Genomic DNA, 21,175 nt, shown 5'->3' with positions numbered 1-21,175 from the left:
GCGTCAATCGATTCGCAGGCTCTGCTCCATCGCGTAGCACTGATCCCAGATATAAACATCGTACGCGGCTAACTGCGTCGACCACTTGGGAGTCAGCGAATTGACGCATTGAATGACCACACGATCGATGTAATCGTCGAAGACCGCCCAGGGATTGTCGCGGATGGTTGCCGGATCCATCCCCTCGCCCGGCTTCGTGGACGCGAGCGCCGAGGATGCCGCCGCCTTCAGGTCCGTCATGAATTCCCACTGACGATCCACATCCGCAGGAGTCCCGGTGCGCGCCACGTGCCCGCCCACGAACGTCTTGAACGGGATCTCGCGAATCCGCTCCACTTGAGCGAAATGACCGGGCACATCGTGGGCAACGGCGAATCGCCGCCACGGCATCCAGCCCGGGAACACCACGTCGACCACCATCAGCGTCTGCTGGGCTGGCGCGTAAATGAAGATGTTCCCTGGCTCGTGCGCATCGCCGTGGTAGGAGAGCTCCAGCACCTGGCTCCCAACTTTCAGGGTGTACTTGTCTTTGAACGTCACTGTCGGCAGCGGGCGTTGCGGATCGTTATCCCGTAGCAGCAGGCGCTTGGTCTCCTCGTGGGCAATGATCGTCGGCACCTTGCCAAGGTCGTTCGTGCCAGCGATGTGGTCGGTGTGGGAATGACTGTAGACCAGGTGTGTGATCGGCTTGTCCGTGATCTCGCGGATGCCCTTGACGATATGCGCTGAGTAGGTCGGCGGCGCATCGACCACGACCACACCCGACTCGTACACCATGAACATCGATTGATAGGCGCCCTCGCTGATCATGTAAAGGCCCTTACCCAGCTCCTGCAGGCGATATCCCTTTGCAGGGTCGACCGGCGGTCCCTTCGCCTGTGCCGGAATCGGCAAATGTTTGTCGATGCGTACTCCAATGGGTGCGATCTCGGGCATGTTTGCATACGGCGCACCCGGTGCACTGACATCGTCGGCACGAACGCTCGGCTGGCACAGCAGCGCCGTCACAAACAGCATCGCGACTATTCCTGGATTCATGAAGCTTCTCCTCTGTGAGTAGGTGTCTCGATCGCGAGCATCAGAACAGCCGACAGAGATCGCTTCGATAGGACGATGGTATATGCATACGTTCGTGCGATGGGCGCGCGTCAGCATTCGTGATTGCATATCTTCAACGCAACCATGACGGAGAGCTTCAGATGCCGCGGTCCATTCAGTCCCTTACTCTCGCCGACGCCCGACGAATCATCGCAGCGGGCGAGCAAAAGGCGGCCGAGCTCAGGGTTCCGTACAACATCGCCGTCGTGGATGCTGGTGGTGAGCTGATCGCGCACGCCCGCATGGATGGCGCGTGGTTAGGCAGCGTGAGTATCGCTATCGATAAAGCCTGGACGGCGCGTGCATTCGATCGAGCGACCGATGAGTTCTCTCAGTTCGCGCAGAGCGGCCAGCCGGCATTCGGCATCCACACCACCAACTCATCTCGTGTCGTTATTTTCGGCGGCGGCATTCCCATCAAAGTCGATGGCGTCGTGATCGGCGCGGTCGGTGCAAGCGGCGGCAGCGTGCACGACGATGTGATCGTCGCGCGCGCGGCCGTCGCCGGATTCGAGCTGTCGTTCCTAGAATCTTGCGGATAAGCTCACACCGTACGTCGCCGGCTGTCCGACGAAGCGTGCAATGGCGTTGCCGTTGGCGAAGACGTTGTTCCAGTAGTACTCATCGGTGACGTTCTTGCCCCAGGCCCACACCCGATAGCGTCCCTTGTCGAGCTCGACGCCCGCGCGCAGATCGAGAAGATTGAAAGCGTCGATGCGGAGTGCGTCGATGGCGCCAACGCCCGCGTAGGTCTGGCTGTTGTATGTCAAGGACGCGCCAACGAAGCCCGTCACGGCGCCGTCGATGGGGAATCGGTAATCGGCGTTGGCATTCGCCTGCCATTTCGGCGCAAAGGGAAACGGAGTGTTGGACTGGTCGCCGAACTGCGCCTGGGCGTCGAAGCCCATGAACTCGTCGATTTCGGCATCCACATAGGTGGCGGCTAAATCGAAGGTGAGCCCATCGATGGGGTGCGCGATCAACTGCATCTCGGCGCCAACGACGTGCGATCGAGGAATCGAGACCAGCGCTTCGGCCTGGCCGAAGGTCGGATCGAGCAATGTGCCTCGCAGTTGCTTGTCTTGGTAGTCGTAATAGAACACCGAAGCATTCAACTGAGCTCGACGATCGAACAAGCTCGCCTTGACGCCGGTCTCGTATGCCAGCAGCGACTCCTGCGTCACGGGCGTGAATTGCGTCACCGTAGACGCCACCAGCACGGGAACGGCGCCTGCTTTGAACCCGCGGCTGACGTTTGCATACAGCAGAACATCAGTGCGCGGATTCCAGTTGATGCCGGCCCGCCATGACGTGCTGTTCTCGTTCAACGTGCGGTGAACGACATCGACCGGTCGCAGTTCATCGGCCGGGTCGAGCACGAAGCAGTCGCCGACCTCGGTCGCAGGCTGAGCGCCGCCGCGAAACAGATTCCAGAATCGCGCGAAATGCTCGGAGACAGCGATACCGCAGTTGTCGTAGGTGCGACGGTCGACATTGTACCGCACGCCCCCTTCGATCATGAGTCGATCGCTCAGCTGATATTCGAGCCGACCGAAGACGGCATAGGTGGTCGCGTCCATATGGCCCTTCTGCAAGCTTTGGTCGCCATAGGCCAGCGGATCCAAGGCTTGAAACAGACGGCCGACGTCGTTATCCGCGAACAGCGCGTGCGGTTCATCGTCGACGTCATCCTGAGTGTAGTTCACGCCCAGCAACCAGCCGCCCCACTCGTGGCGTCCCGAGACGCGCAGCTCTTGATAGAAGTCCTCGACGCGCCCCGATTCATCGACGACCTCGGTAATGTGGAACGGCGTACCGTCCGAGTCCTGACCGTACGCCGTGTCCAAATGCGCATATGACGTAAGCGAGGTCGCGGTGATGGCGTCGCTGATCCGGTACTCGTTGCGCCAGCTGCCGTGATAAAGCGTCGTGTCGTTGGCATAGGGAAACGGCGCCTGAGTGTCGAGTCTCACCGGCGTCCAATCGGCGGCGCGAGAGTTTGTGACGATAGGAAATGTCAGCAGTCCCGGCGGGACGAAATCAGGAAACTTGGTCACGGGCGCGACGAACTGCGCCGCCAGGCTGTCGGATCTGTCCTGAGTCACAGTGACGGACAGGGTCGAAGTAAAAGATTCGGAGGCAAGCCACTCGAGCACGGCGCGACCTTGCAGCTCGCGGATCCTTCCCAATCGATCGTTCGGTCGACTGATGCTTTCCTGCCATGGATCGCCGCGACGGCCCTGCACGACAATTCGTCCTCGCACTCGTTCAGCGATGGGACCGCTTACGAACGCCGAGAGCTGCGTACGATTGAAGCTTCCGTAGCTCGTGTCGACGCCCGTCTGCAGAGTATCCGTAGCTTTCGCCACGATGTAGTTGACTGCGCCGCCCGTCGCATTCTGTCCGTAAAGTGTGCCCTGCGGCCCTTTCAACACCTCGACTCGCGATACGTCGAATGCAGCGAGCTTCGCCATCGCCGCATAGGGCAACGGCGCTTCATCCACGTAAACGGTCACGGCGGGCGTCGTCGAAAGATCGCTGTTGAAGAACCCGACGCCGCGCAACGTGAAGGAGGTGGAATTGTAATTGCTCTCCTGAATGGTGAAGCCCGGGACCAGCCGGGTCAGGTCGGCGACAGAATCGATGCCGCGGGTCTGCATCACTTCCGCTGTACCAACCGTGATGGGCATTCCCACGGTGTTGGCGGACTGCGCCCATTTCTGCGCGGTGACTATGATCTCCGCCACCTGATTCGAAGAGGCTTCACCAGAACCTTCCCCCATCGCCGTCAAGGGAAGCGCCAGAGCCGAAAGACAAAGAGCGGGAACGTTGGTCAAGTCCATAGTGACACCGATCAGTTGTGCTCGCGAGGCAGCTCGCGAGGAATCGTGAATGTGAAGGTCGCGCCGTGCTGCTGGTTGTCGCTGGCCCAGATGCGACCTTGATGACTCTCGACGATCGAACGGCTGATCGACAGTCCCACCCCCATGCCATGGGCCTTGGTCGTGTAGAACGCGTCGAACAGTTTCTCCGGATGCTCGATGCCGAGGCCCACGCCGGAGTCGCTCACCGACATCGAAACTGCATTGCCTTCCACCAGTGACGTCGCGACCAGCAGATCACGCGGCCGGTCGTCCACTTCGCGCATGGCATCGATGGCGTTGACGATCAGGTTCAGAATCACCTGTTGCAGCTGTACGCGATCGCCGCGCAGTAATGGCAGCCCACCATCCAGGCTCGTCCGCAGCCTCACTCTGCCGCGATGAAGCTCACTCGCCAGCAGAGTCAACACTTCACGCGCGGCGTCGTTGAGATCCACCGCATGCATCGCAGGCTGTTTACGGGCAAACAATGCTCGTAGTTGTTTGATCACCGCGGACGCGCGATTCCCGTCGCGCAATGTGCGCTGTGTGGTGATGCGAGCGCCTTCGACATTCGGCGGGTCGGCTGCCAACATGCTCAGACAGGTGCTGGCATTGGTCATGATGCCCGCGAGCGGTTGATTGACCTCGTGCGCGATGGATGCCGTCAGCGCTCCTAGTGACATCACGCGCGCCAATTGGGTGAGCTCCGAGCGCGCCTTGTGCAAGGCCTCGTCGGCAATCTTCCGCTCCGTGATGTCGCGGAGAGCGCCGACGAACACCAGGCGCCCTGCAAACTGGTCGCTGCGATGACCGGCCACGTGAGCGTGCTTGATCGCGCCCGTGGACGTACGAATTCGAAACACGACATCGAAGTCGCTGCCTTCGGCGGCGCGGCCGATCACCGCCTCGATGGCTGGCATATCCTCGGGATGAATGGCCGCCTGGATCATGGGCAGGTTCACCGGCATGCCCGGCTCGAAGTTGAAAATCCGGTAGATCTCGTCCGACCAGATGTGCTCGTCGGCGTGAACGTCCCAGGTGAAGCTGCCGGTCTGGCTGATCCGCTGGGCTTCGATCAGCTGCATGTGCGCACGTTTCAGCGCCGTCTCGCTCGCCCTTAGCGCGGCGTCGGCCTGGGCGCGCTCGATGGAGATGCCGGCGATTTTCGCGAACCTGTCGATGAGCTCCCGCTCGCCACTCAGGCAACTCGCGCCCTTGCGATAATGAATCGACAGAAAGCCGAGGACTTCGTCGCGACTCGACAGGATCGGCATGGAGGATTTCGATGTGAATTCGCTCGACGGCGGTTCCGGATCGACACCCACTCGAAGATCCGAGCCGTCGGTATCGACCAGGACGACGCTGCAAACACACTGATCCGCCAGTTTCTCCACCAGCCGGCACAATGCGTCGAGGATCTGAGTCAGCGGGCGGCCCCGGGCCACCATCTCCAACAGCTGCACTTCGCCCGTGAGCAGCGTCTCCGCCTGTTTCAACTCGTGCACATCGGTCTGCACCGAGCAATAGCGGACGATGTTCCCATGAGCATCCCGCGACGGCAGCATGCGAGACCGGAACCATCGATACACGCCGTCGCCACGACGCATTCGATTGTGAGAGTCGTACGGCTCGCCGTAGGCCAGCGTCCGTTGCAGTCGGGCGAACTCGCGCGGCAGGTCCTCGCGATGGATGACGTCGGAGGTGGCCCAGTCCTTGAGCTCTTCGAGCGACTTGCCGTAGTAATCGAGGACCTCGCGATTCACGTATTCGAGCTCGCCGGCAGGCGTCAGGAAAATCATCTGCGTGGGCAAGCCTTCGACGAAGCGGCGAAGTCGGCCGTCCGGGCCGGCCAAGCCCTCCTGTTTGCCTCTTTCATCGGCGTCGCACGCGATCACACACAATTGGCCGACGCGGCCCGCGTCATCGAGCAGGCGGCTGATGCGGAGCAGGAACCAACGGTATTGGCCATCGGATCGACGTAAGCGCGCCTCGTGCTCGCCCACTTCCGCGTCGATGTCGAGCGACCAGTCCGTCTCGTCGAGTCTTTTCCGATCGTCAGGATGAATTGCCGCGCGCCATTCGTCACCGAGGGCAGTGGACACGCCGGTGTACTCGCGCCAACGGCAATTGACGAACTCGGCCCGGCCATCCGGCAGCACGGTCCAGATCAACGCGGGTAGCGCGTCGACGATGCGACTGAGCTCGATGTTCACTCAGCGCCACTGCCTCCCATGTCACAACGCCCCTGACAATCACTGCCGCGATCTCAGCAGATGGCGGCGAGCGCGGCGATGACACCATGGTATCGGTGAGCGGCGATCAGAACTCCTGAGCGGTCGGCCGGATCACGATTTCGTTGATGTCCACCGTCGCGGGCTGCTCGATTGCGTAGGCAATGGCGCTGGCGATGCTGTCCGAAGGAATCGCGATCTTGTAGAAGTCCCGTAAGTGCTGACGGGTCGCTTCTTCCGAACTGCTCTCCGGCAGCTCGGTCGCGACCACACCCGGCGAGATCGCGGTCGTGCGAATGTTGTGCGTCTTGAGCTCGACTCGCAGCCCTTCGGTGATCGCCCTGACTGCAAACTTGGTTGCGCTGTAGACAGTGCCGCCCGGTGTGAGCACTTTGAATCCGAGCACCGATGCGATGTTGATGATATGGCCGTGCCCTTGCTTCTGCATTGCCGGCAGTACGGCGGCCACGCCATAGAGCAGTCCCTTGATGTTGACGTCGATCATCCGGTCCCACTCATCCACTTTGAGCGCGACCAGCGGTGCGATCGGCATGATTCCGGAGTTGTTCACGATCACATCGACGCGATCGAACTTCTTCAGTGCAGTCTGGACCAGCCCTTCTACATCCTTGCGCACGGTGACATCCGTCTTCACCCCTATCGCTTCGCCACCAGCAGCCGCGATGTCACCAACCACCGTGTCGATGCGATCCATGCGCCGGGCGCCGATAACGACTTTCGCACCCTGCGCCGCGAGCAGACGGGCAGTGCTCTCGCCCAAGCCGCTGCTGGCTCCGGTGATGACGACGATTTTGCCCGCGATGTTGGACGTGGCCATGACGTTTGCTCCTGTGTGAGTACCGATCGAGCCGACCGGGACTCATGGCACCAAAGGAACGACCGCCAGACGATTAGACGATGGTATTCACAGCGACCTTGGTATCGGTCGCTCGCAGGGCACACGAAAGCAGAACGAAGCGCCGTGCCAGGCATTCGGCGTGGCCCACAGCTCGCCCTGGTGGCTCTGGATGATGGAGCGACTGACCGACAAGCCGATGCCCATGCCGCCGGTTTTGGTGGTGTGGAACGCGACGAACATTTTCTCCGCGTCTTCCGGCTTGAAGCCGACGCCGTTGTCCTGCACGGTGACGCGAACCGAGCCGGGCGTGTCTAGCTCCGTTCTGATCAGCAACTCTCGCGGCCGGTCCTGGACACTCGCCATCGCGTCCGAGGCGTTGCCGATCAGATTCAAGATGACCTGTTGCAGCTGGACCCGATCGCCGCTCACGGGCGGCAGGTCGTTGGCAAAATCCAACCGGAGCACGACCCGGTTGCGCTCCAGATCGGCGTTGCACAGCGCCAGCACTTCGCGAGCGGCATCGTTCAGGTCGACGGCCTCGGCGGCAATCTCCTTCCTGGCGAACAGCGCGCGCAGCCGCTTGATAACGTCGGAAGCCCGGTTGGCGTCTCGGATAGTTCGTCGCACTGTCTCGCTCGCGCCCGTCACATTGGGCGGGTCGCCAGCCAGCATGCGCAAACACGTACTCGAGTTTGTGACGATTCCCGCCAGCGGCTGATTGAGCTCGTGCGCGATCGATGCCGTCAACTCTCCGAGCGTCATCACTCTGGCCATGTAGGCCAGCTCCCCTTGGGTTGCCCGCAACTCCTCCTGCGCCTGTTTCCAGTCGTGCATGTCCACGACCGTGCCATACCACTTGAGAATGTTTCCTCGCTCGTCGTAGAGCGGCAGCGCGTCGGTGACGCACCATCGATACGTTTGCTCCGCGGCGAAGTAAGTGCGCACCTCCACCCGATACGGTGCTCCAGTTCTCACACATTCCAGCCATATCGGCACCGTGCGCGGCACATCGTCCGGGTGCAGCAGCTTGACCCAGTTAGTCCCCATCACCTCATGGGGCGCAAAGCCGGCGTAGTCGAGCAGCCGGCCATTGCAGTAATCGATCATGCCGTCGGGCGTGGCGCTCCAGAGCATGCCGGGAATGGTCTCGATCATCCGCTGCAGGCTCAGCTCGCTGGCTCTTGCCTCCTGCAAGGCGATCGCCGCCTGGTTCGCGGCAACGGTCAACAGCAGCGATTCGGTCTGGAGGGGAAAGTCCGGTCGACGACAGCCGGCGACGAGCACGCCAGCCTCCGTCAGCAAGCCCAGGCGCAATGGGAAGAGCGTGAGGTCCGCGCCGTTGACTTGCGCACGTCTCGGGGCCCACGCCTGCGAGTTGTCTTCGAACCAGGCGTCCAGCTGCTCGCTCAGGTTCGGAGAAGAATCCAATGCTGGAACAGCGTGAAGAATGGCCGTTGGCGCGCCATTCGACGGGCCGATGCGCGCGTAGACGAAATCGAGATCGAGCATCCTGCTCAGCGTCTCGACCAACAGTCTCACGATCTTTTCGGGCGACGCTCCCGCCCATAACGCGGGCAGCGTGACCACACTTACCAGATCGTTGATACAACGCTGCAACGATCTCACGTCCGCAGCGAGTTGCGCCGGCTCCGCCACGTCAGATCACGGCGGGTCGCCGGGCCCGGCGCTGGCGCAACTCCGGCAGGAACTGTTCGGGGGGAATGAAAAAAGGATTGTGCTGCAAAACGCCGCCGATGATGACCAACGGATGAGTGCGCAGGATGTCGATGACCGTATCGGCGCCGAATTTGGACAGATGATAGGTGCAAATGACCGCGTCGTCATGACGACACCACACCTCGTTCACCCGCGACTCGAATTCGACCAGCTGTTCCACGTGCGAGCCGCTATCCACCGCCCAATCCATGCGGCAAAGGATGCGACTCAGGGGGAAGCCATGCGCGGCCCGGCCGCTGGCCAGCGCTTCGAAAGCTTCGAGCATGCGATCGGGATCGAACCGGCCTTCGCGCAGATAAGTCTCGACATTGTTCCTGATCTCGAGCTGCTCGTTGGCTTGCGCGGCGGCCACATCGACGCCGGCGGCGCTCAAACGACCGAGATGATCGGCGCGCTGATCCGGATTGAGGACGTGAACTGCCTTGTCGCCGCGGTCGAATCCTTCCTTTATAAAAGGCAGCAACACTCGATACTCTTCGTCGGCGCTGTTGAAGAACGCGCAGACGTGCCGGGGCACGGCAAGCGGGGAGCCGGCTATCGTGATCGGAACCGCGGGCGTCACTCTGTGGTCCTCCCCCGCTCCTGGCCTCGGATGGGGATTGGTAAAGATGCGCTAGTTATACACTGATGTATATGCAACCTTGGTATTGGCCCGATGGCCATGCAGCATCCATGCCACCGGTCGTGACCACCGTCGTGCCGGGAGCCTGCCATCGACCGACACCATGGTATCAACACGTCTACGTCTAAAGAGGTGCATGCTCTTTGCGTGACCCAGAGGAGACCCCAATGGAAAGCCAGAATGGACCCAGGATCGGGCGCCCCGGTATGCGCATGCGTCCTGCGGAGTATCGATGAAGGATCCGAGCAAGCTGATCGCGGTCGTCGATGACGACGAGTCGGTACGCGAGGCGTTGCCTGACCTGTTGCGAGAGTTCGGATTTGCCGCGATTTCGTTCGACGCCGCCGAAGCCTTTTTGTCGAGCGATATGCTCGACCGCGTCCGCTGCCTGATCCTGGACATCGCGATGCCGGGCATGACGGGTCCGGAGCTGCAGCAGGAGCTCGTCAACAGAGGGCTGCGCATTCCGGTGATCTTCATCACCGCGCACGCCGATGCCAACGTGCGCGCGGGGCTGCTGCAAAAAGGCGCCGTCGAGTGCCTGTTCAAGCCGTTCGGCGATCAGGATCTGCGGGCCGCGCTCGACCGCGCGCTCGCGACCAGCTGAAATACCGTAGGACTTGTGCGATGACCCGGCGGGAGATATATCGATGAACGCGGCGACCGAGCCCCTAGCTCAGCTCAAATCGTCCATGTCGGATCTCACACCGATCGTTTACATCGTCGACGACGACATCTCGGTCCGGGAGTCGCTCGAAGCCCTGGTCGCCAGTGCAGGCTGGCGCCCGGAGGTGTTCGTGTGCGCCGAAGACTTTCTCACGCATGCCCGCAAGGCGGCGCCAGGATGCCTCGTCCTGGACGTGAGCCTGCCCGATCTGAATGGTCTCGAGCTGCAGAAACAGATCGGCGCCAACCAGGCGGAGCTGCCGATCATCTTCATCACCGGCTTCGGCGACATCCCGATGACGGTACAAGCGATGAAGGCCGGCGCGGTCGAGTTCCTGACCAAGCCTTTCGACACCGATGCTCTCTTGGCCGCCATCGAGGCAGCCGTTGCGCGCAGCCGGACCGAACTGGCGCAGGACGCGGATCTGCAGCTCCTGCGCAAGCGCCTGGAGTCCCTGAGCCGGCGTGAACGCGAAGTCATGGAGCTGGTGGTTCGCGGCCGCCTCAACAAACAGGTCGGCGCGGCTCTCGACATCAGCGAAATCACGGTGAAGGCTCATCGCGGCCGCATGATGAAAAAGATGCGTGCGCGCTCGCTCGCCGATCTGGTGAACATGGCCGCCCGCCTCCAGTTGCCCACTGCGCACGAACGTTAGTTCTTCCCGCGGCGATACCATCGTGTTATCGCCCCGCCAATAAGTCTCTGTTGTGATCTCCACACGCCGATGTGAGGAGATCCAACGTGACAGCCCGCCAGATCCGCCTTGAGCAGCGCTCTTCCAGCTACTGGAAGGCGACGTTCGATCACCCGCCCATCAACCTGATCGATCCGGACACCGTCAGCGAATTGTCCGCGCTGATCGCCTCGATGGAAACAGATCCGCAACTGCGCGTGATCGTGTTCGAGAGCGCCGATCCGGATTTCTTTCTTGCGCACTACGACGTGCGCACCACCTCCACCCAGCCTTCGACCAAAGCGACGCCGACCGGCCTACACCCCTGGCTCGATGTATTGGTCCGCTTGAGTCGATGCCCGGTGGCTTCCATTGCGCTCATTCGTGGGTGCGCTCGCGGCGCCGGCAGTGAATTTGCATTGGCCTGCGACCTCCGTTTCGCAAGCCGCGAGCGCGCCCGGCTGGGACAGTTCGAAGTCGGTGTCGGCGCGGTGCCGGGCGGAGGTCCCATGGCTCGTCTTGCACGTCTCGCCGGTCGCGGCCGAGCGCTCGAGATTTTGTTGAGCGCCGATGATTTCCCGGGCGAACTGGCCGAGCGCTACGGCTATGTGAATCGCGCCCTTCCCGACACGCAGCTCGATGAGTTCGTCGAGACACTTGCGCAGCGCCTGTCGAAGTTCGACAAGCGCGCACTCGCCGAGACCAAGCACTTCGTCGACATCGCCAGCCTTCCGACGAACCAAGAGCTTGCCGACGGATTGACGGCCTTCTTCGAGTCCATCCGCCGACCGGAAACGCAGGCGCAAGTGGCGAGCTTATTGAGCGCGGGGCTACAGCAGCGCTCGGACATCGAGTTGCAACTCGGCCATCACGTCGTACCTCGCGCGGCCGCCATCACTGCGTGATTTCTTCACCACCAGAGGACCTTCAAATGGAAGAACATATCATCGTCGATTCGAGTTTCTCCGCCCCCATCAATGCTCCGCTCGAGCTGATCGATGTTCCTGCATGGTGCTTCAGCCTGCCGGATCACGAGTATCAAGGTTGCTCGCCCGCGCACTTCGCGGCGGGTTCGACCACGTCACGCGACGGCCGACGCATGTCTATCAACGTCGAAGTCATCGGCGGCACGCCGATGGTGCAGCACTACATCGAGCAAGTCGCCGAGAAACATCACCTCGTGCTGGAGTCGGTCTCCGATCTTTTCACCACATCGGGCCGGACCAGCATCGTCGTGATGTGGGAGCTGAGCGTCAGACAAATCAGCGCCGGGACGTGTGATCTCACGAACCGTGTGCGCACGCGCCCCACCGAGCAGTTCTGGGACTATCTCAATCGCCAGGGCATCCCATTCGAGGTGTTCCAGGCGCAGCGCGCCCCCATCAGCACGGCGCACAACCGGCAGGAAACGCCGTTCTTCGCGGCGAGCCTGGAGCGACATGCACTTCGTCGCTTGAACGCCGCCTGAGTGCGCGTGCGGTCCGATATCTACTGAATCCCGGAGCAAGTCATGGCCAACGAGATCTACCAACCCCACATCACCGCGCTGCTGGTCATCGATCCCTACAACGACTTCATCTCCGAAGGCGGCAAGATATGGGACCGCATCCGCGCTGTCGCGGAAGCGAACAACTGCATTCCGAACATGCTCGCCATCCTGCACGTGGCACGCAAAGCCAAGCTGCCGGTCTTTTACGCCATGCATCGCCGCTATCGCCCGGGCGATTACGAAAACTGGAAGTACGTCGCTCCGGTGCAGCGGGCCGCGTGGCGCCGCAGGTCCTTCGAATATGGCACGTGGGGCGGCGAGATCCGCACCGAGTTCGCGCCGCTGCCCGGCGAGACCGTGGTCGGCGAGCATTGGTGCTCCAGCGGCTTCGCCAACACGGATCTGGATCTGCAGTTGAAGCGCCAGGCGATCCAGAAGCTCATCGTCATGGGGCTGGTCGCGCACACCTGCGTCGAAGCGACAGTGCGCTTTGCCGCCGAGCTGGGCTACGACGTGGCGGTGGTCAGAGATGCGACCGCCGACTATTCAGAGAAAGAGATGAGCGCTGCGCTGGACATCAACCTGCCCAGCTACGCCAGCGCCATCGTCACCACCGACGAGGTGACCGCCGCGATTGGCGGCGGTGCGTGACACTCACGCCGGCGGGTGACACGGCGTCACCGGTATCTGGAATCCGAACGTGGCGCCGCCAGCGTCACGTTCCGCCCAGAGTCGCCCGTTGTGACTTTCGATGATGGTGCGGCTCACCGACAGGCCGATGCCCATTCCCGTGCTCTTGGTGGTGTAGAACGCCTCGAACATCGCCTCTGCGCTCTCCAGCTCGAAGCCATTGCCGTTATCCTGCACGGTGAGTTGCACATGGTCGTCACCGACGCCCATCGTGCGGATCACGGCCACCCGCTGACGATCGTGGACATCGCTCATGGCGTCGCAAGCATTCCTCAACAGATTCAATATGACCTGTTGCAGCTGGATCCGATCCGCGGTCACCTTCGGCAGATCGGTCGCAAGCTCGGTCTGCACGATCACCCGGTTACGTTGCAGGTCGCTCGACAGCAACGTGACGACCTCCGCGGCAGCCTCGTTGAGATCGACATCCGGGTTTCTCGTCGTGTTCCGCGAAAACAGCGCCCGCAATCGAGCGATGACTTCCGCCGCTCGCCGGGAGTCACGGATATTTCGGTGCGCGATCTCTAATGCGCCAGTCACGTTGGGAGGATCGGCGCTGAGCATGCGGACGCAGGTGCTGGAATTGGCCACGATTCCGGTCAAAGGCTGATTGACCTCGTGGGCGATCGAAGCGGTCAATGTGCCAAGACTGAGGCTGCGCGTCAGGTGCGCCAGGTCGGATCTGACTTTGTCCAGCGCGTCTTCGGCGAGCCGCCGCCGGGTCACGTCCTGCATGGCGCCGATACACTCCAATCGTCCGTCCTGGTCATAGACGACCTGCGAAAACGCGCGGACATATTTGACGCGGCTGTCAGGCATGACCAGGCGGATTTCGTACTCGGGACTGCCCTGGCCACTGAGAACATCGGCCGCCGTCGATTCCAGAAGCGCCAGGTCGTCCGGATGAATGCGCTTGCGGATGGCTGCGATCGAAACCTCGGCCGGTTCGTTCAATTCGAAGATTCGCAGCAGCTGTTCGGAACAGGTGATCTGGTCCGTGCTCACTCGCCAGGCGAAGGAGCCCGTCAGGCTGACGCGTTCGCCCGCAGATAGATAATATTCCCTGCGACGCAGCTCCTCTTGGGACTGCAGACGCTCGATCGCGATGCTCGCAATATGGGTGGCTCGCCCGACGATGTCGCGATGATCCGCTGCGAGGCTCGTCGGGCGCCGCTGGTGAATGCAAAGCGTCGCCAGCAGATTTCCAGCGCGCGAACGGATCGGCGTTCTCGACACCGCCCTCATTCCATCCGTCAGAGCGTGGGCGCGCACGGACCAGGCGGCGCCGCTGCGATCCACGACGTGGACGTCGCAATGAAACCCGGGCGCAACGCCTTCGACCATCTCGCACAGCGCGCCGAGAACGTCGCGCAACGATCGGCCCGAGGCGACCATTTCGAGCAACTGCTTCTCGCCCGCCAGCAAGGTTTCCGCTCGTTTGCGATCCTCGATGTCGGCGTTGACGCCGAACCATTTGACGATATTGCCGTGCTCATCGCGCAATGGATTGGCGCGAAAGAGGAACCAGCGATATGCGCCGTCATGACGCCGGACTCGCGCTTCGACTTCGCCCCCCTTACCCGCAGCGCGGAAGCTTTCCCATGCTTGCATGATGACGCCGAGGTCATCCGGATGAACTACGTTCCTCCACTCCCAGTCGCGCACCTGCTCTAGTGAGGCGCCCACATAGTCCAGATAGTGTTGATTGAAGAAATCGCCGGTGCCATCCGTGTTCGCGGACCAGGCAAGCGCCGGAATCGTGTCGATGGTGAGCCGCAGAGTGCGCTCGCTTGCTTCGAGCGCCCGTTCCGCGCGTTTGCGGTCGTCGATGTCGATCAAAAGCCCATACCAACGCACGATGCGACCGTCGGCGTCTCGATGCGCCTGCCCTCGGATCTGAAACCAACGATACGCTCCATCGAAGCGCCGGACGCGAGTCTCGAAATCGTACGGCTCGCCAGTCGCGATCGAATGCAGGAAGGCGTTCAACGACGTGGGCAGATCCTCGGGATGCACGTTGCCGTTGGTCGCCCACTTCCGAGCCTCCTCGAACGGCTGCCGGAGGTAGTCGAGGAATTGCTGGTTGGCGCCCTCGAGTTGGCCGTCGGGCGTGAACAGACAGATCAATCCCGGGATGGTATTGATGATCAGCCTGAGATCGATCTCGCTCGCCCGCAGCGCCTGCTCGGCTTTTCTTCGTTCCTCGACGTCGGTCAACAGCACGTACCAGCGCAGGATATGACCGGCGTCGTCTTTGACTGGAATGCCGCTATTGCCGAACCAACGATACATGCCGTCGAAACGGCGCAGGCGCTGTTCGATGTAGTAAGGAATGCCGGCCTGCATCGACCTGCCGAACACCTCGGCGACGTGCGGCATATCTTCCGGGTGCACCGTACCGTTCGTGCCCCAGTTCCGCAGCTCCTCGACGGTCTGGCCGCAATAGTCGAGGATCCGGCGGTTCACGACTTGCACCATTCCGTCGGTTCCCAGGATGGCCACGAAACCCGGGATGCCGTCGACGATGCCGAGCGCGTCGCCGTCCCTCTCTCGCGCCTGCCGGCATCCGGCCAACTCGAGCTCCATTGCCTTCAGGCGATGCTCGAGATCTTCGATCCGCTGCGCGGCGCTGTCTGTCCCCTTGACCATGCTCAGCACGCAAGGTGCGCCAGGTTCGGCTCCACAGCTATGCTACCTTGGTATCGGTCTGGCGCAGATCGGACCGACGCGACGGATGTCGCGCCGGACTCATCGACTTCTCAGAACTTGAAGCCGATGCCCACGGTGGTCTCGAACGTGTTCAAGGAGTCATCCAGGCGATCGACGATCTTGTCCAGATAGCGGTAGCGCAAGTCCAGCCGCAGCGACACCAGGTCGCTCACAAACCATTTGGCGCCGACTCCCGCGTTCAACGTGAAGCCATTGTCGTCGTCGATGCGGACGGTCCCCATCCCCGGCGCGGCACCCGTAATCGGCCGATCCAGATCGCCATCGACGTAGCCGACGCCAGCGAGCACATAAGGCACGAAGCTCTCGCTGGAGTTGAAGTGATAAATTCCATCGACATCGAAGGTCGTGAGATCGAAATCGATGTCCCGACCGGCCAGCTTCGTCACCGCGGTGTTGGTGCGGCCCAGCGACAACTCGAGCCCCCAGGCTTCCGTGAAGTTGAATCCGTAGCGCAAGCCGAAAGTCACATCGTCATCGAGCTCCGGCATGCGGCCGGATATCCTGCGATCCGTCAAGTCGTCGCCGAATGCCTCGCCGACATACACGTGAACTTCCTGGCTACTCGCGGTGACCTGCGCCTGCGCGGGCAAGGTATTGCCAGCCAGGGCGCCAACGGTCGCCAGTCCGATGAGTGTCTTCTTCGTCAACATTACTTTCGCTCCTGAACAAACATGGTTTCCCAAGATTGGCGCCGACCATCGACGGCGCCGATGACACAGACTCACTATCGCCTGTATGTTCCTGACCCGCCTCGGCGTCGCAAACAGCGGTAACGACGCCGGTCAGCCACAAAGTGGGTATCGATCTATCCATACGTCACCCCGAGATTGCGTTTACGCCATGCGGACGGCGACTCCGCAACGGCGCGTCTAAACATTCGCGTGAGATGTGAGTGGTCGCTCATGCCGCAGCTGGCCGCGATCTCGGTCAGCGTGGCTTGCGTCGTCAGCATCAGCTGCTGTGCTCGTTCGATACGCCGTTGCACGACGTACTGGTGCACGGTGACGCCGAACGTTCGTTTGAAACAGCGGCAAAAATGCGCGCGACTGGCGCAGGCGACCCGCGCCAGTATGTCCGTGTCCAATCGATGCTCGAGATTCGCCTCGATATAGAGGCGCACCCGTTTCGCCCGCCAGGAGGCGAGAGACACGCCACCGAGTTGAAAGGTTGGCGATGACGCCATCACCGTGCGCGCAACCCCTGCACGCTCCGCGGAAATAGTTTCGAATGACGTGCTCATGGCGTAACCGCCGCGAGCACGCCTTGCTGCGTCATCTGCTTCGCCGCTTGATCCGCGAGCCGTGCAACGAACTTCTCCACATTGTTTGGGTTTATCGTTCGACTCGTGCCTGCCCAGAGCAATTCATCGCGTTCCACCGAATACACGAGCGTTTCCACGCGGAGCTCCGTGGCCGTAGTCACACGCGTCGGCTCGTACGGATATCCCCAGCCGTAGCCCCAATACCCAGAGAAGCTCCAGTACGGATCGAACGCCGGGCTGGGACCCGCGAGAGTGATCGTAGTTTTTTCCCTTTCGTCGATCACGCGCACAGTGAGCACGCCATCGACGCCGGCTTCCGCCAGCCGCTGCTTGACGAAGCTCATGTTGCTGAGCTCCGCGCTTGGAATCAGGGAATAGGTCGCGACGCCCTGCGCGCCGTGTTCGGCCAGCTTTCGGACCAGAACGTCTTCGGCAACGTGGCGGCCCGCTTCATCGGAGCTGATGAACACAGCCGCGATCTTGTGTCCTCTCGGGTCGAGCGCCTGTGCATCGGGCGCTTTCCAGGTCGAAGTGAACGTCGTCGAAGCACAGGCCGCGACAGTGGTCACCAGGCTGACCGACAACAAACGAAACGTCGATTTCATGATCGAAGGCTCCCTCTTGCTGGGGAGTCATGTAATCAAAACACGTCCTTAAACGGCGATTACACGATGGTGTTACTCGATACGTTGGTCGCATGCGCGCGATCGTCGGCTGGTGTGAGGTGGAATCCGGTCTGCGTTGGCAGCCCATGCCAGAGATCACGGTTCGTGCGAAGTACTCCGAAATATTCCGTGCGCCGAGTCTGTTCGAACTCTATCAGTCGCGTGCAGTCGAGGTGAGCACCGGTTTCGATCCGTGCGGCAATGAGCCGACGCCCACACAGCAGGTGAATTGCGCAGCCAACGGCGTGCCGGGCGGCACGTATGTACAGGCAGACGAAAATTTCGGCGTCGTGCGAGAAGGCAATCCTGACCTTCAGCCCGAGACGGGACACAGCCTCGGCGCGGGCATCGTCTACACGCCGACGTGGGCGCCGGGTCTGTCCGCGAGCGTCGATTTTTTCAATATCGAGCTCAGCGGATTCATCGGGCGTCCGGACGTCGACACGGTGCTCTTCGAGTGCGCCGAGCGCGGCAGCCCCGAAGTATGCGCAGCGATACGTCGTTTCCCGGACGGCCGCCCTGCCCTGGTTTCGACCGTCGGTCGCAACGTGGGACGAGTCGAAGCCAGCGGCATCGACGCCGCCGTGAATCTGGACGCGATGACGCGCTTTGGAAACATCGACATCGGTCTCGTCGCGACATATCTCGAACAGTGGGACGAGCAACCGTTCCCGGATGGCGAGATATTTCAGCGCGCCGGCCAGATCCGCCTCATCGATCTGCCGAGCGCCCTGCCTCGCTGGCGCTCGTGGGGTCATGTCGATTGGCGTGGCGCGTGGCACGCCGGCTATGCCGTCGAGTACGTGGGGAGCTTCAGCGAGCCAGTCATCGGCAACCTTCCCATCTTTGGCATCGTGTTCGATCCCTACATGAGGGAAGTGGATTCCGCACTCTTCCACGATCTCGAGGGTGGATACGATTTCCGCGGCGGACTGTCGTTGCGGACGGCCATCACGAATGTCACAGACGAGGATTCGCCGTTCGTCGATAACGAATTGAACGCCAACACCGACGCGGGCGCCTACCCGCTGTTGGGACGAACCTACTTCGTAGAGCTGCGCTTTGCATTCCGCTGATGGGCATCAACACGGCGTCGGGCTCGCACTAGCCGGCCGACGCGGCACCTCGCCCCGCTCGCGCATCTGCTCGAGCAATTTGCGCTGTGTAGCCGCCCGCATTCGAGCCTTCGCGGCGAGCGCTTGAAAGCGCGGATCGCCGCGCAGCGATTCGAATGCAGGCTCTCGTTCGAACGTGTACCACCAGCGTCGCCCGCCCTGCTCGAACGTCTGCGCCAGACGATCGATCGCCGCCTCGTGCTCACCGAGGATTGCAAACGCCATCGCCTGCGCAGTGGTGCGCACCGGATGAGGGTCGAGATCGAGCACTTTGCGCGCCAGCCTTTCTGCTTCCCGCTTATCCCCCAAAGCGAGGCTGAGTTGCGCCTGAACCATCGTCTTGGCCGCGCCATCCTCATGGTAGAGCGGCGCAAGCTCGCCTTTTGCCTTAGCGAGACGCCCGCTGAGAACAGCGGCATCGCGAATCACATACGCTTCAACATCCTCCGACAAGCCGTCGGACCAACGCTCGGGGTGTGCACGAAGAATCTCGGCAGCGCGCTCCGGCTTGCGCTCGTAGAGACAGATGGGCAGCCATAACGCCCAGCGCACCGATTCCGCCTGTTCCACTGCAAACCTCCGGGCCGCTTCAACGTCCTCGAGTTCCAGATAAAAATGAACGGGGCGCGTCACGATCCACGGCTGGCGCGGATCGATGGCAACAGCCTGCTCGGCGAGCGCCGCACTTTCGGCGAGGCGGCCCTGCGCAGCGCGCACTACGGCCAGGCGCGCGAGGGCGGGATGGAAATTCGGAGCGACTCGCAGCGCTTGCAGGAGCAGCGCCTCACGTTCTGCGAGCGGGCCGTTGATATCGGCCAGGATCAAGGATTTGATGTAGTGGTTCCTGGGCGAGAGTGGATCGATGCGTCGCGCCTGATCGATCTCGACCAGTGCTTCTTCCAAGCGTCCTTGCTGGGACAGGAAATCCGCGAGGTGCTCATGCCCGACGGCATCGTTCGGGCTGAGCTCCAGACCTCTGCGATAGTCAGCTTCCGCGCCTTTGTCGTCTTTTTCGAGCTGCTTCAAATTGGCGCGGGCGATGTACGCCTCGCCGAGGGATTCATCGAGCTGCAAGGCGCGCGTGAGCAGGGCCTGTGCCCGATGCTGTATAGCAACCGTGGCGTCGGATTCAGTGCCGAGCACTCCATTGATGAGCGCGAGATGCATGTGAGCGTCGGCGAGAGCCGCATATGCTGCCGCGAAATCGGGCGCGAGCTCGATGGCGCGCGAGAAGCTTTCAATCGCAAGCTCGGCATCCGCTACCTTGCGCGTCGCAACCAGCGCTTTACCCCGCAGGAAGGCCAGATAGGCATCGATGCCGAAGCGTGCAAAGGGATGCGTTCCCTGCGTGAGGCTGACCTCGAGCGCGCCAGCTACGCTGTGGGAGATCTCATCCTCCACCGCGAAGATGTCATCCATCGTGCGATCGAAGCGCAGCGACCACATCTGTACGCCGGTGGCCGCGTCAATGAGCTGTGCGCTGACGCGGAGTCGGTTTTCTCGGCGTTGCACGCTGCCTTCGACCAGATATCGTGCGTTGAGCGCGAGCCCGATCTCGCGGGCATCTGCGGGCTTGCCGCGTAATGAAAACGACGATGTTCGCGCGATCAGTGTGAGGTCACGGATCGCCGCGAGCCGATGCAATACTCCCTCGGCGATACCGAGCGCGACGAACTCATCCTGCGCGTTGTTGCTTAAATTCGCGAACGGCAAGACAGCAACGGTGTGGTCCGGCAGCGCCGACACCGTGACGGATGTCGGCGTCTCTTTGGATGACTCCACCATACGCGTGATCACGAAGGTGGCGGCCGCCACCAACAGCACAATGGTTCCGATCGTTGCGACTGGAATCCAATGCCGCACACGCGTGGACGAGCGAGGCTCTGACAGTTCGGGCGCGGACACCGGGGGTTCGCCCGCCTGTTCGGCGGGACCCGACGCAATCTGCGAAACCGGCGCGATCATCCGGTAGCCGCGGCCGCGAAGTCCCTCGATGTATCTCGGCGCATGAGGATTATCGCCAAGCGCGTCTCGCAACAGTTTCACACGCTGACTGACGGTCTCGGGATTCACGACGAGATTGGGCCACACCTCGTGCATCAGTCCGTCGATTGAGACGAGATTGGGTGCAGCGCGGGTCAGTGCGAGCAGCAGGTCGAAGGAAAGTTTCGGCAGCGGGATCACGTCGCCGCCGCGCGTGACCCGCTGAGAGCCGAGATCGATCGTGAGATCGCCGACACGATACTGGGCGGCTGCCAGACTGACCGATGGATGAGACGCCAATGACATTGCCGCTACTGTCCAGGAGCCCTCGCCGCGAGCTTACACCGTAGCTTCGCCATTGCTTCAAGCGGCAGTGGATCCCTTCGCGAAATCTTGGGCTGATATTGGACCGCGCTTCATGCACGGCGGACCGCCTTTCTTCACATTCATTCCATCGCCGGAACGCGCATCGAGCGCAACTGGCGAGGGCT

The 21,175-nt window shown here is 61.8% G+C and carries 18 protein-coding genes; 7 read left to right on the top strand and 11 right to left on the bottom strand.

The features are described from left to right. Positions 1-3 precede the first annotated feature (3 nt). Positions 4-1,038 carry an MBL fold metallo-hydrolase gene (locus VGD45_RS25720; RefSeq protein ID WP_331158241.1) on the bottom strand — a complete coding sequence of 345 codons (1,035 nt, stop codon included), beginning with the start codon at positions 1,036-1,038 and terminating at the stop codon, positions 4-6. Positions 1,039-1,199: 161 nt separating this feature from the next. Here VGD45_RS25720 and VGD45_RS25715 point away from each other — a divergent pair, with 161 nt between their 5' ends. After that, positions 1,200-1,640: a heme-binding protein gene (locus VGD45_RS25715; protein ID WP_331158240.1), complete on the top strand. Its 441-nt coding sequence runs from the start codon at positions 1,200-1,202 to the stop codon at positions 1,638-1,640. Here VGD45_RS25715 and VGD45_RS25710 read toward each other — a convergent pair. The 5 genes from VGD45_RS25710 to VGD45_RS25690 form a co-directional block, all read right to left on the bottom strand. Continuing rightward, complete coding sequence (locus VGD45_RS25710) at positions 1,623-3,881, bottom strand: TonB-dependent receptor (RefSeq protein ID WP_331158431.1); 2,259 nt, start codon at positions 3,879-3,881, stop codon at positions 1,623-1,625. The genes VGD45_RS25715 and VGD45_RS25710 overlap by 18 nt on opposite strands. 71 nt (positions 3,882-3,952) lie before the next feature. Further along, a complete protein-coding gene (locus VGD45_RS25705) occupies positions 3,953-6,175 on the bottom strand; it encodes a PAS domain-containing sensor histidine kinase (protein WP_331158239.1) in 2,223 nt (740 codons plus the stop codon). A 106-nt stretch (positions 6,176-6,281) separates the two neighbouring features. After that, entirely contained in the window at positions 6,282-7,031 is a 750-nt protein-coding gene (locus VGD45_RS25700; RefSeq protein WP_331158238.1) for an SDR family oxidoreductase, read from the bottom strand. A gap of 87 nt (positions 7,032-7,118) precedes the next feature. Then, positions 7,119-8,708, bottom strand: coding sequence for a sensor histidine kinase (locus VGD45_RS25695; protein WP_331158237.1), 1,590 nt, complete (start codon positions 8,706-8,708; stop codon positions 7,119-7,121). Between the two features lies 1 nt (position 8,709). After that, the gene (locus tag VGD45_RS25690; RefSeq protein WP_331158236.1) at positions 8,710-9,351 is read right to left on the bottom strand and encodes an MEDS domain-containing protein; all 642 of its coding nucleotides are present in this window, start codon (positions 9,349-9,351) and stop codon (positions 8,710-8,712) included. A gap of 292 nt (positions 9,352-9,643) precedes the next feature. Between VGD45_RS25690 and VGD45_RS25685 the strand changes: the two genes are divergently transcribed. The 5 genes from VGD45_RS25685 (at position 9,644) to VGD45_RS25665 (ending at position 12,891) form a co-directional block, all read left to right on the top strand. Then, positions 9,644-10,018, top strand: a complete 375-nt coding sequence (locus VGD45_RS25685; RefSeq protein ID WP_331158235.1) for a response regulator transcription factor — start codon at positions 9,644-9,646, stop codon at positions 10,016-10,018. A 43-nt stretch (positions 10,019-10,061) separates the two neighbouring features. Then, positions 10,062-10,733, top strand: coding sequence for a response regulator transcription factor (locus tag VGD45_RS25680; RefSeq protein ID WP_331158234.1), 672 nt, complete (start codon positions 10,062-10,064; stop codon positions 10,731-10,733). 86 nt (positions 10,734-10,819) lie between these two features. After that, positions 10,820-11,656, top strand: coding sequence for an enoyl-CoA hydratase/isomerase family protein (locus VGD45_RS25675; RefSeq protein WP_331158233.1), 837 nt, complete (start codon positions 10,820-10,822; stop codon positions 11,654-11,656). 26 nt (positions 11,657-11,682) lie between these two features. After that, a complete protein-coding gene (locus VGD45_RS25670) occupies positions 11,683-12,219 on the top strand; it encodes a hypothetical protein (protein WP_331158232.1) in 537 nt (178 codons plus the stop codon). A 42-nt stretch (positions 12,220-12,261) separates the two neighbouring features. Beyond that, the gene (locus VGD45_RS25665; protein WP_331158231.1) at positions 12,262-12,891 is read left to right on the top strand and encodes an isochorismatase family cysteine hydrolase; all 630 of its coding nucleotides are present in this window, start codon (positions 12,262-12,264) and stop codon (positions 12,889-12,891) included. Between the two features lie 3 nt (positions 12,892-12,894). On the opposite strand, the gene VGD45_RS25660 is transcribed toward VGD45_RS25665, so the two are convergent. The 4 genes from VGD45_RS25660 to VGD45_RS25645 form a co-directional block, all read right to left on the bottom strand. Continuing rightward, positions 12,895-15,579 carry a PAS domain-containing protein gene (locus tag VGD45_RS25660; RefSeq protein WP_331158230.1) on the bottom strand — a complete coding sequence of 895 codons (2,685 nt, stop codon included), beginning with the start codon at positions 15,577-15,579 and terminating at the stop codon, positions 12,895-12,897. Between the two features lie 110 nt (positions 15,580-15,689). Next, on the bottom strand, positions 15,690-16,310 hold the full coding sequence (locus VGD45_RS25655) for an outer membrane beta-barrel domain-containing protein (RefSeq protein ID WP_331158229.1): 621 nt from the start codon (positions 16,308-16,310) through the stop codon (positions 15,690-15,692). 155 nt (positions 16,311-16,465) lie between these two features. After that, complete coding sequence (locus VGD45_RS25650) at positions 16,466-16,900, bottom strand: AraC family transcriptional regulator (protein ID WP_331158228.1); 435 nt, start codon at positions 16,898-16,900, stop codon at positions 16,466-16,468. Continuing rightward, a complete protein-coding gene (locus VGD45_RS25645) occupies positions 16,897-17,526 on the bottom strand; it encodes a hypothetical protein (protein WP_331158227.1) in 630 nt (209 codons plus the stop codon). Before VGD45_RS25645 ends, VGD45_RS25650 begins: the two co-directional genes overlap by 4 nt. A 92-nt stretch (positions 17,527-17,618) precedes the next feature. Here VGD45_RS25645 and VGD45_RS25640 point away from each other — a divergent pair, with 92 nt between their 5' ends. Next, positions 17,619-18,662, top strand: coding sequence for a TonB-dependent receptor (locus VGD45_RS25640; protein WP_331158226.1), 1,044 nt, complete (start codon positions 17,619-17,621; stop codon positions 18,660-18,662). Positions 18,663-18,668: 6 nt separating this feature from the next. Here the strand turns inward: VGD45_RS25640 and VGD45_RS25635 are convergent, their stop codons facing one another. Continuing rightward, positions 18,669-20,990, bottom strand: coding sequence for a TPR end-of-group domain-containing protein (locus VGD45_RS25635; RefSeq protein WP_331158225.1), 2,322 nt, complete (start codon positions 20,988-20,990; stop codon positions 18,669-18,671). Positions 20,991-21,175 lie beyond the last annotated feature (185 nt).

The organism is Steroidobacter sp., assembly GCF_036402275.1.
In the GTDB taxonomy this organism is placed as follows: Bacteria; Pseudomonadota; Gammaproteobacteria; order Steroidobacterales; family Steroidobacteraceae; genus Steroidobacter.
This window is presented reverse-complemented; position numbering and strand designations above follow the sequence as displayed.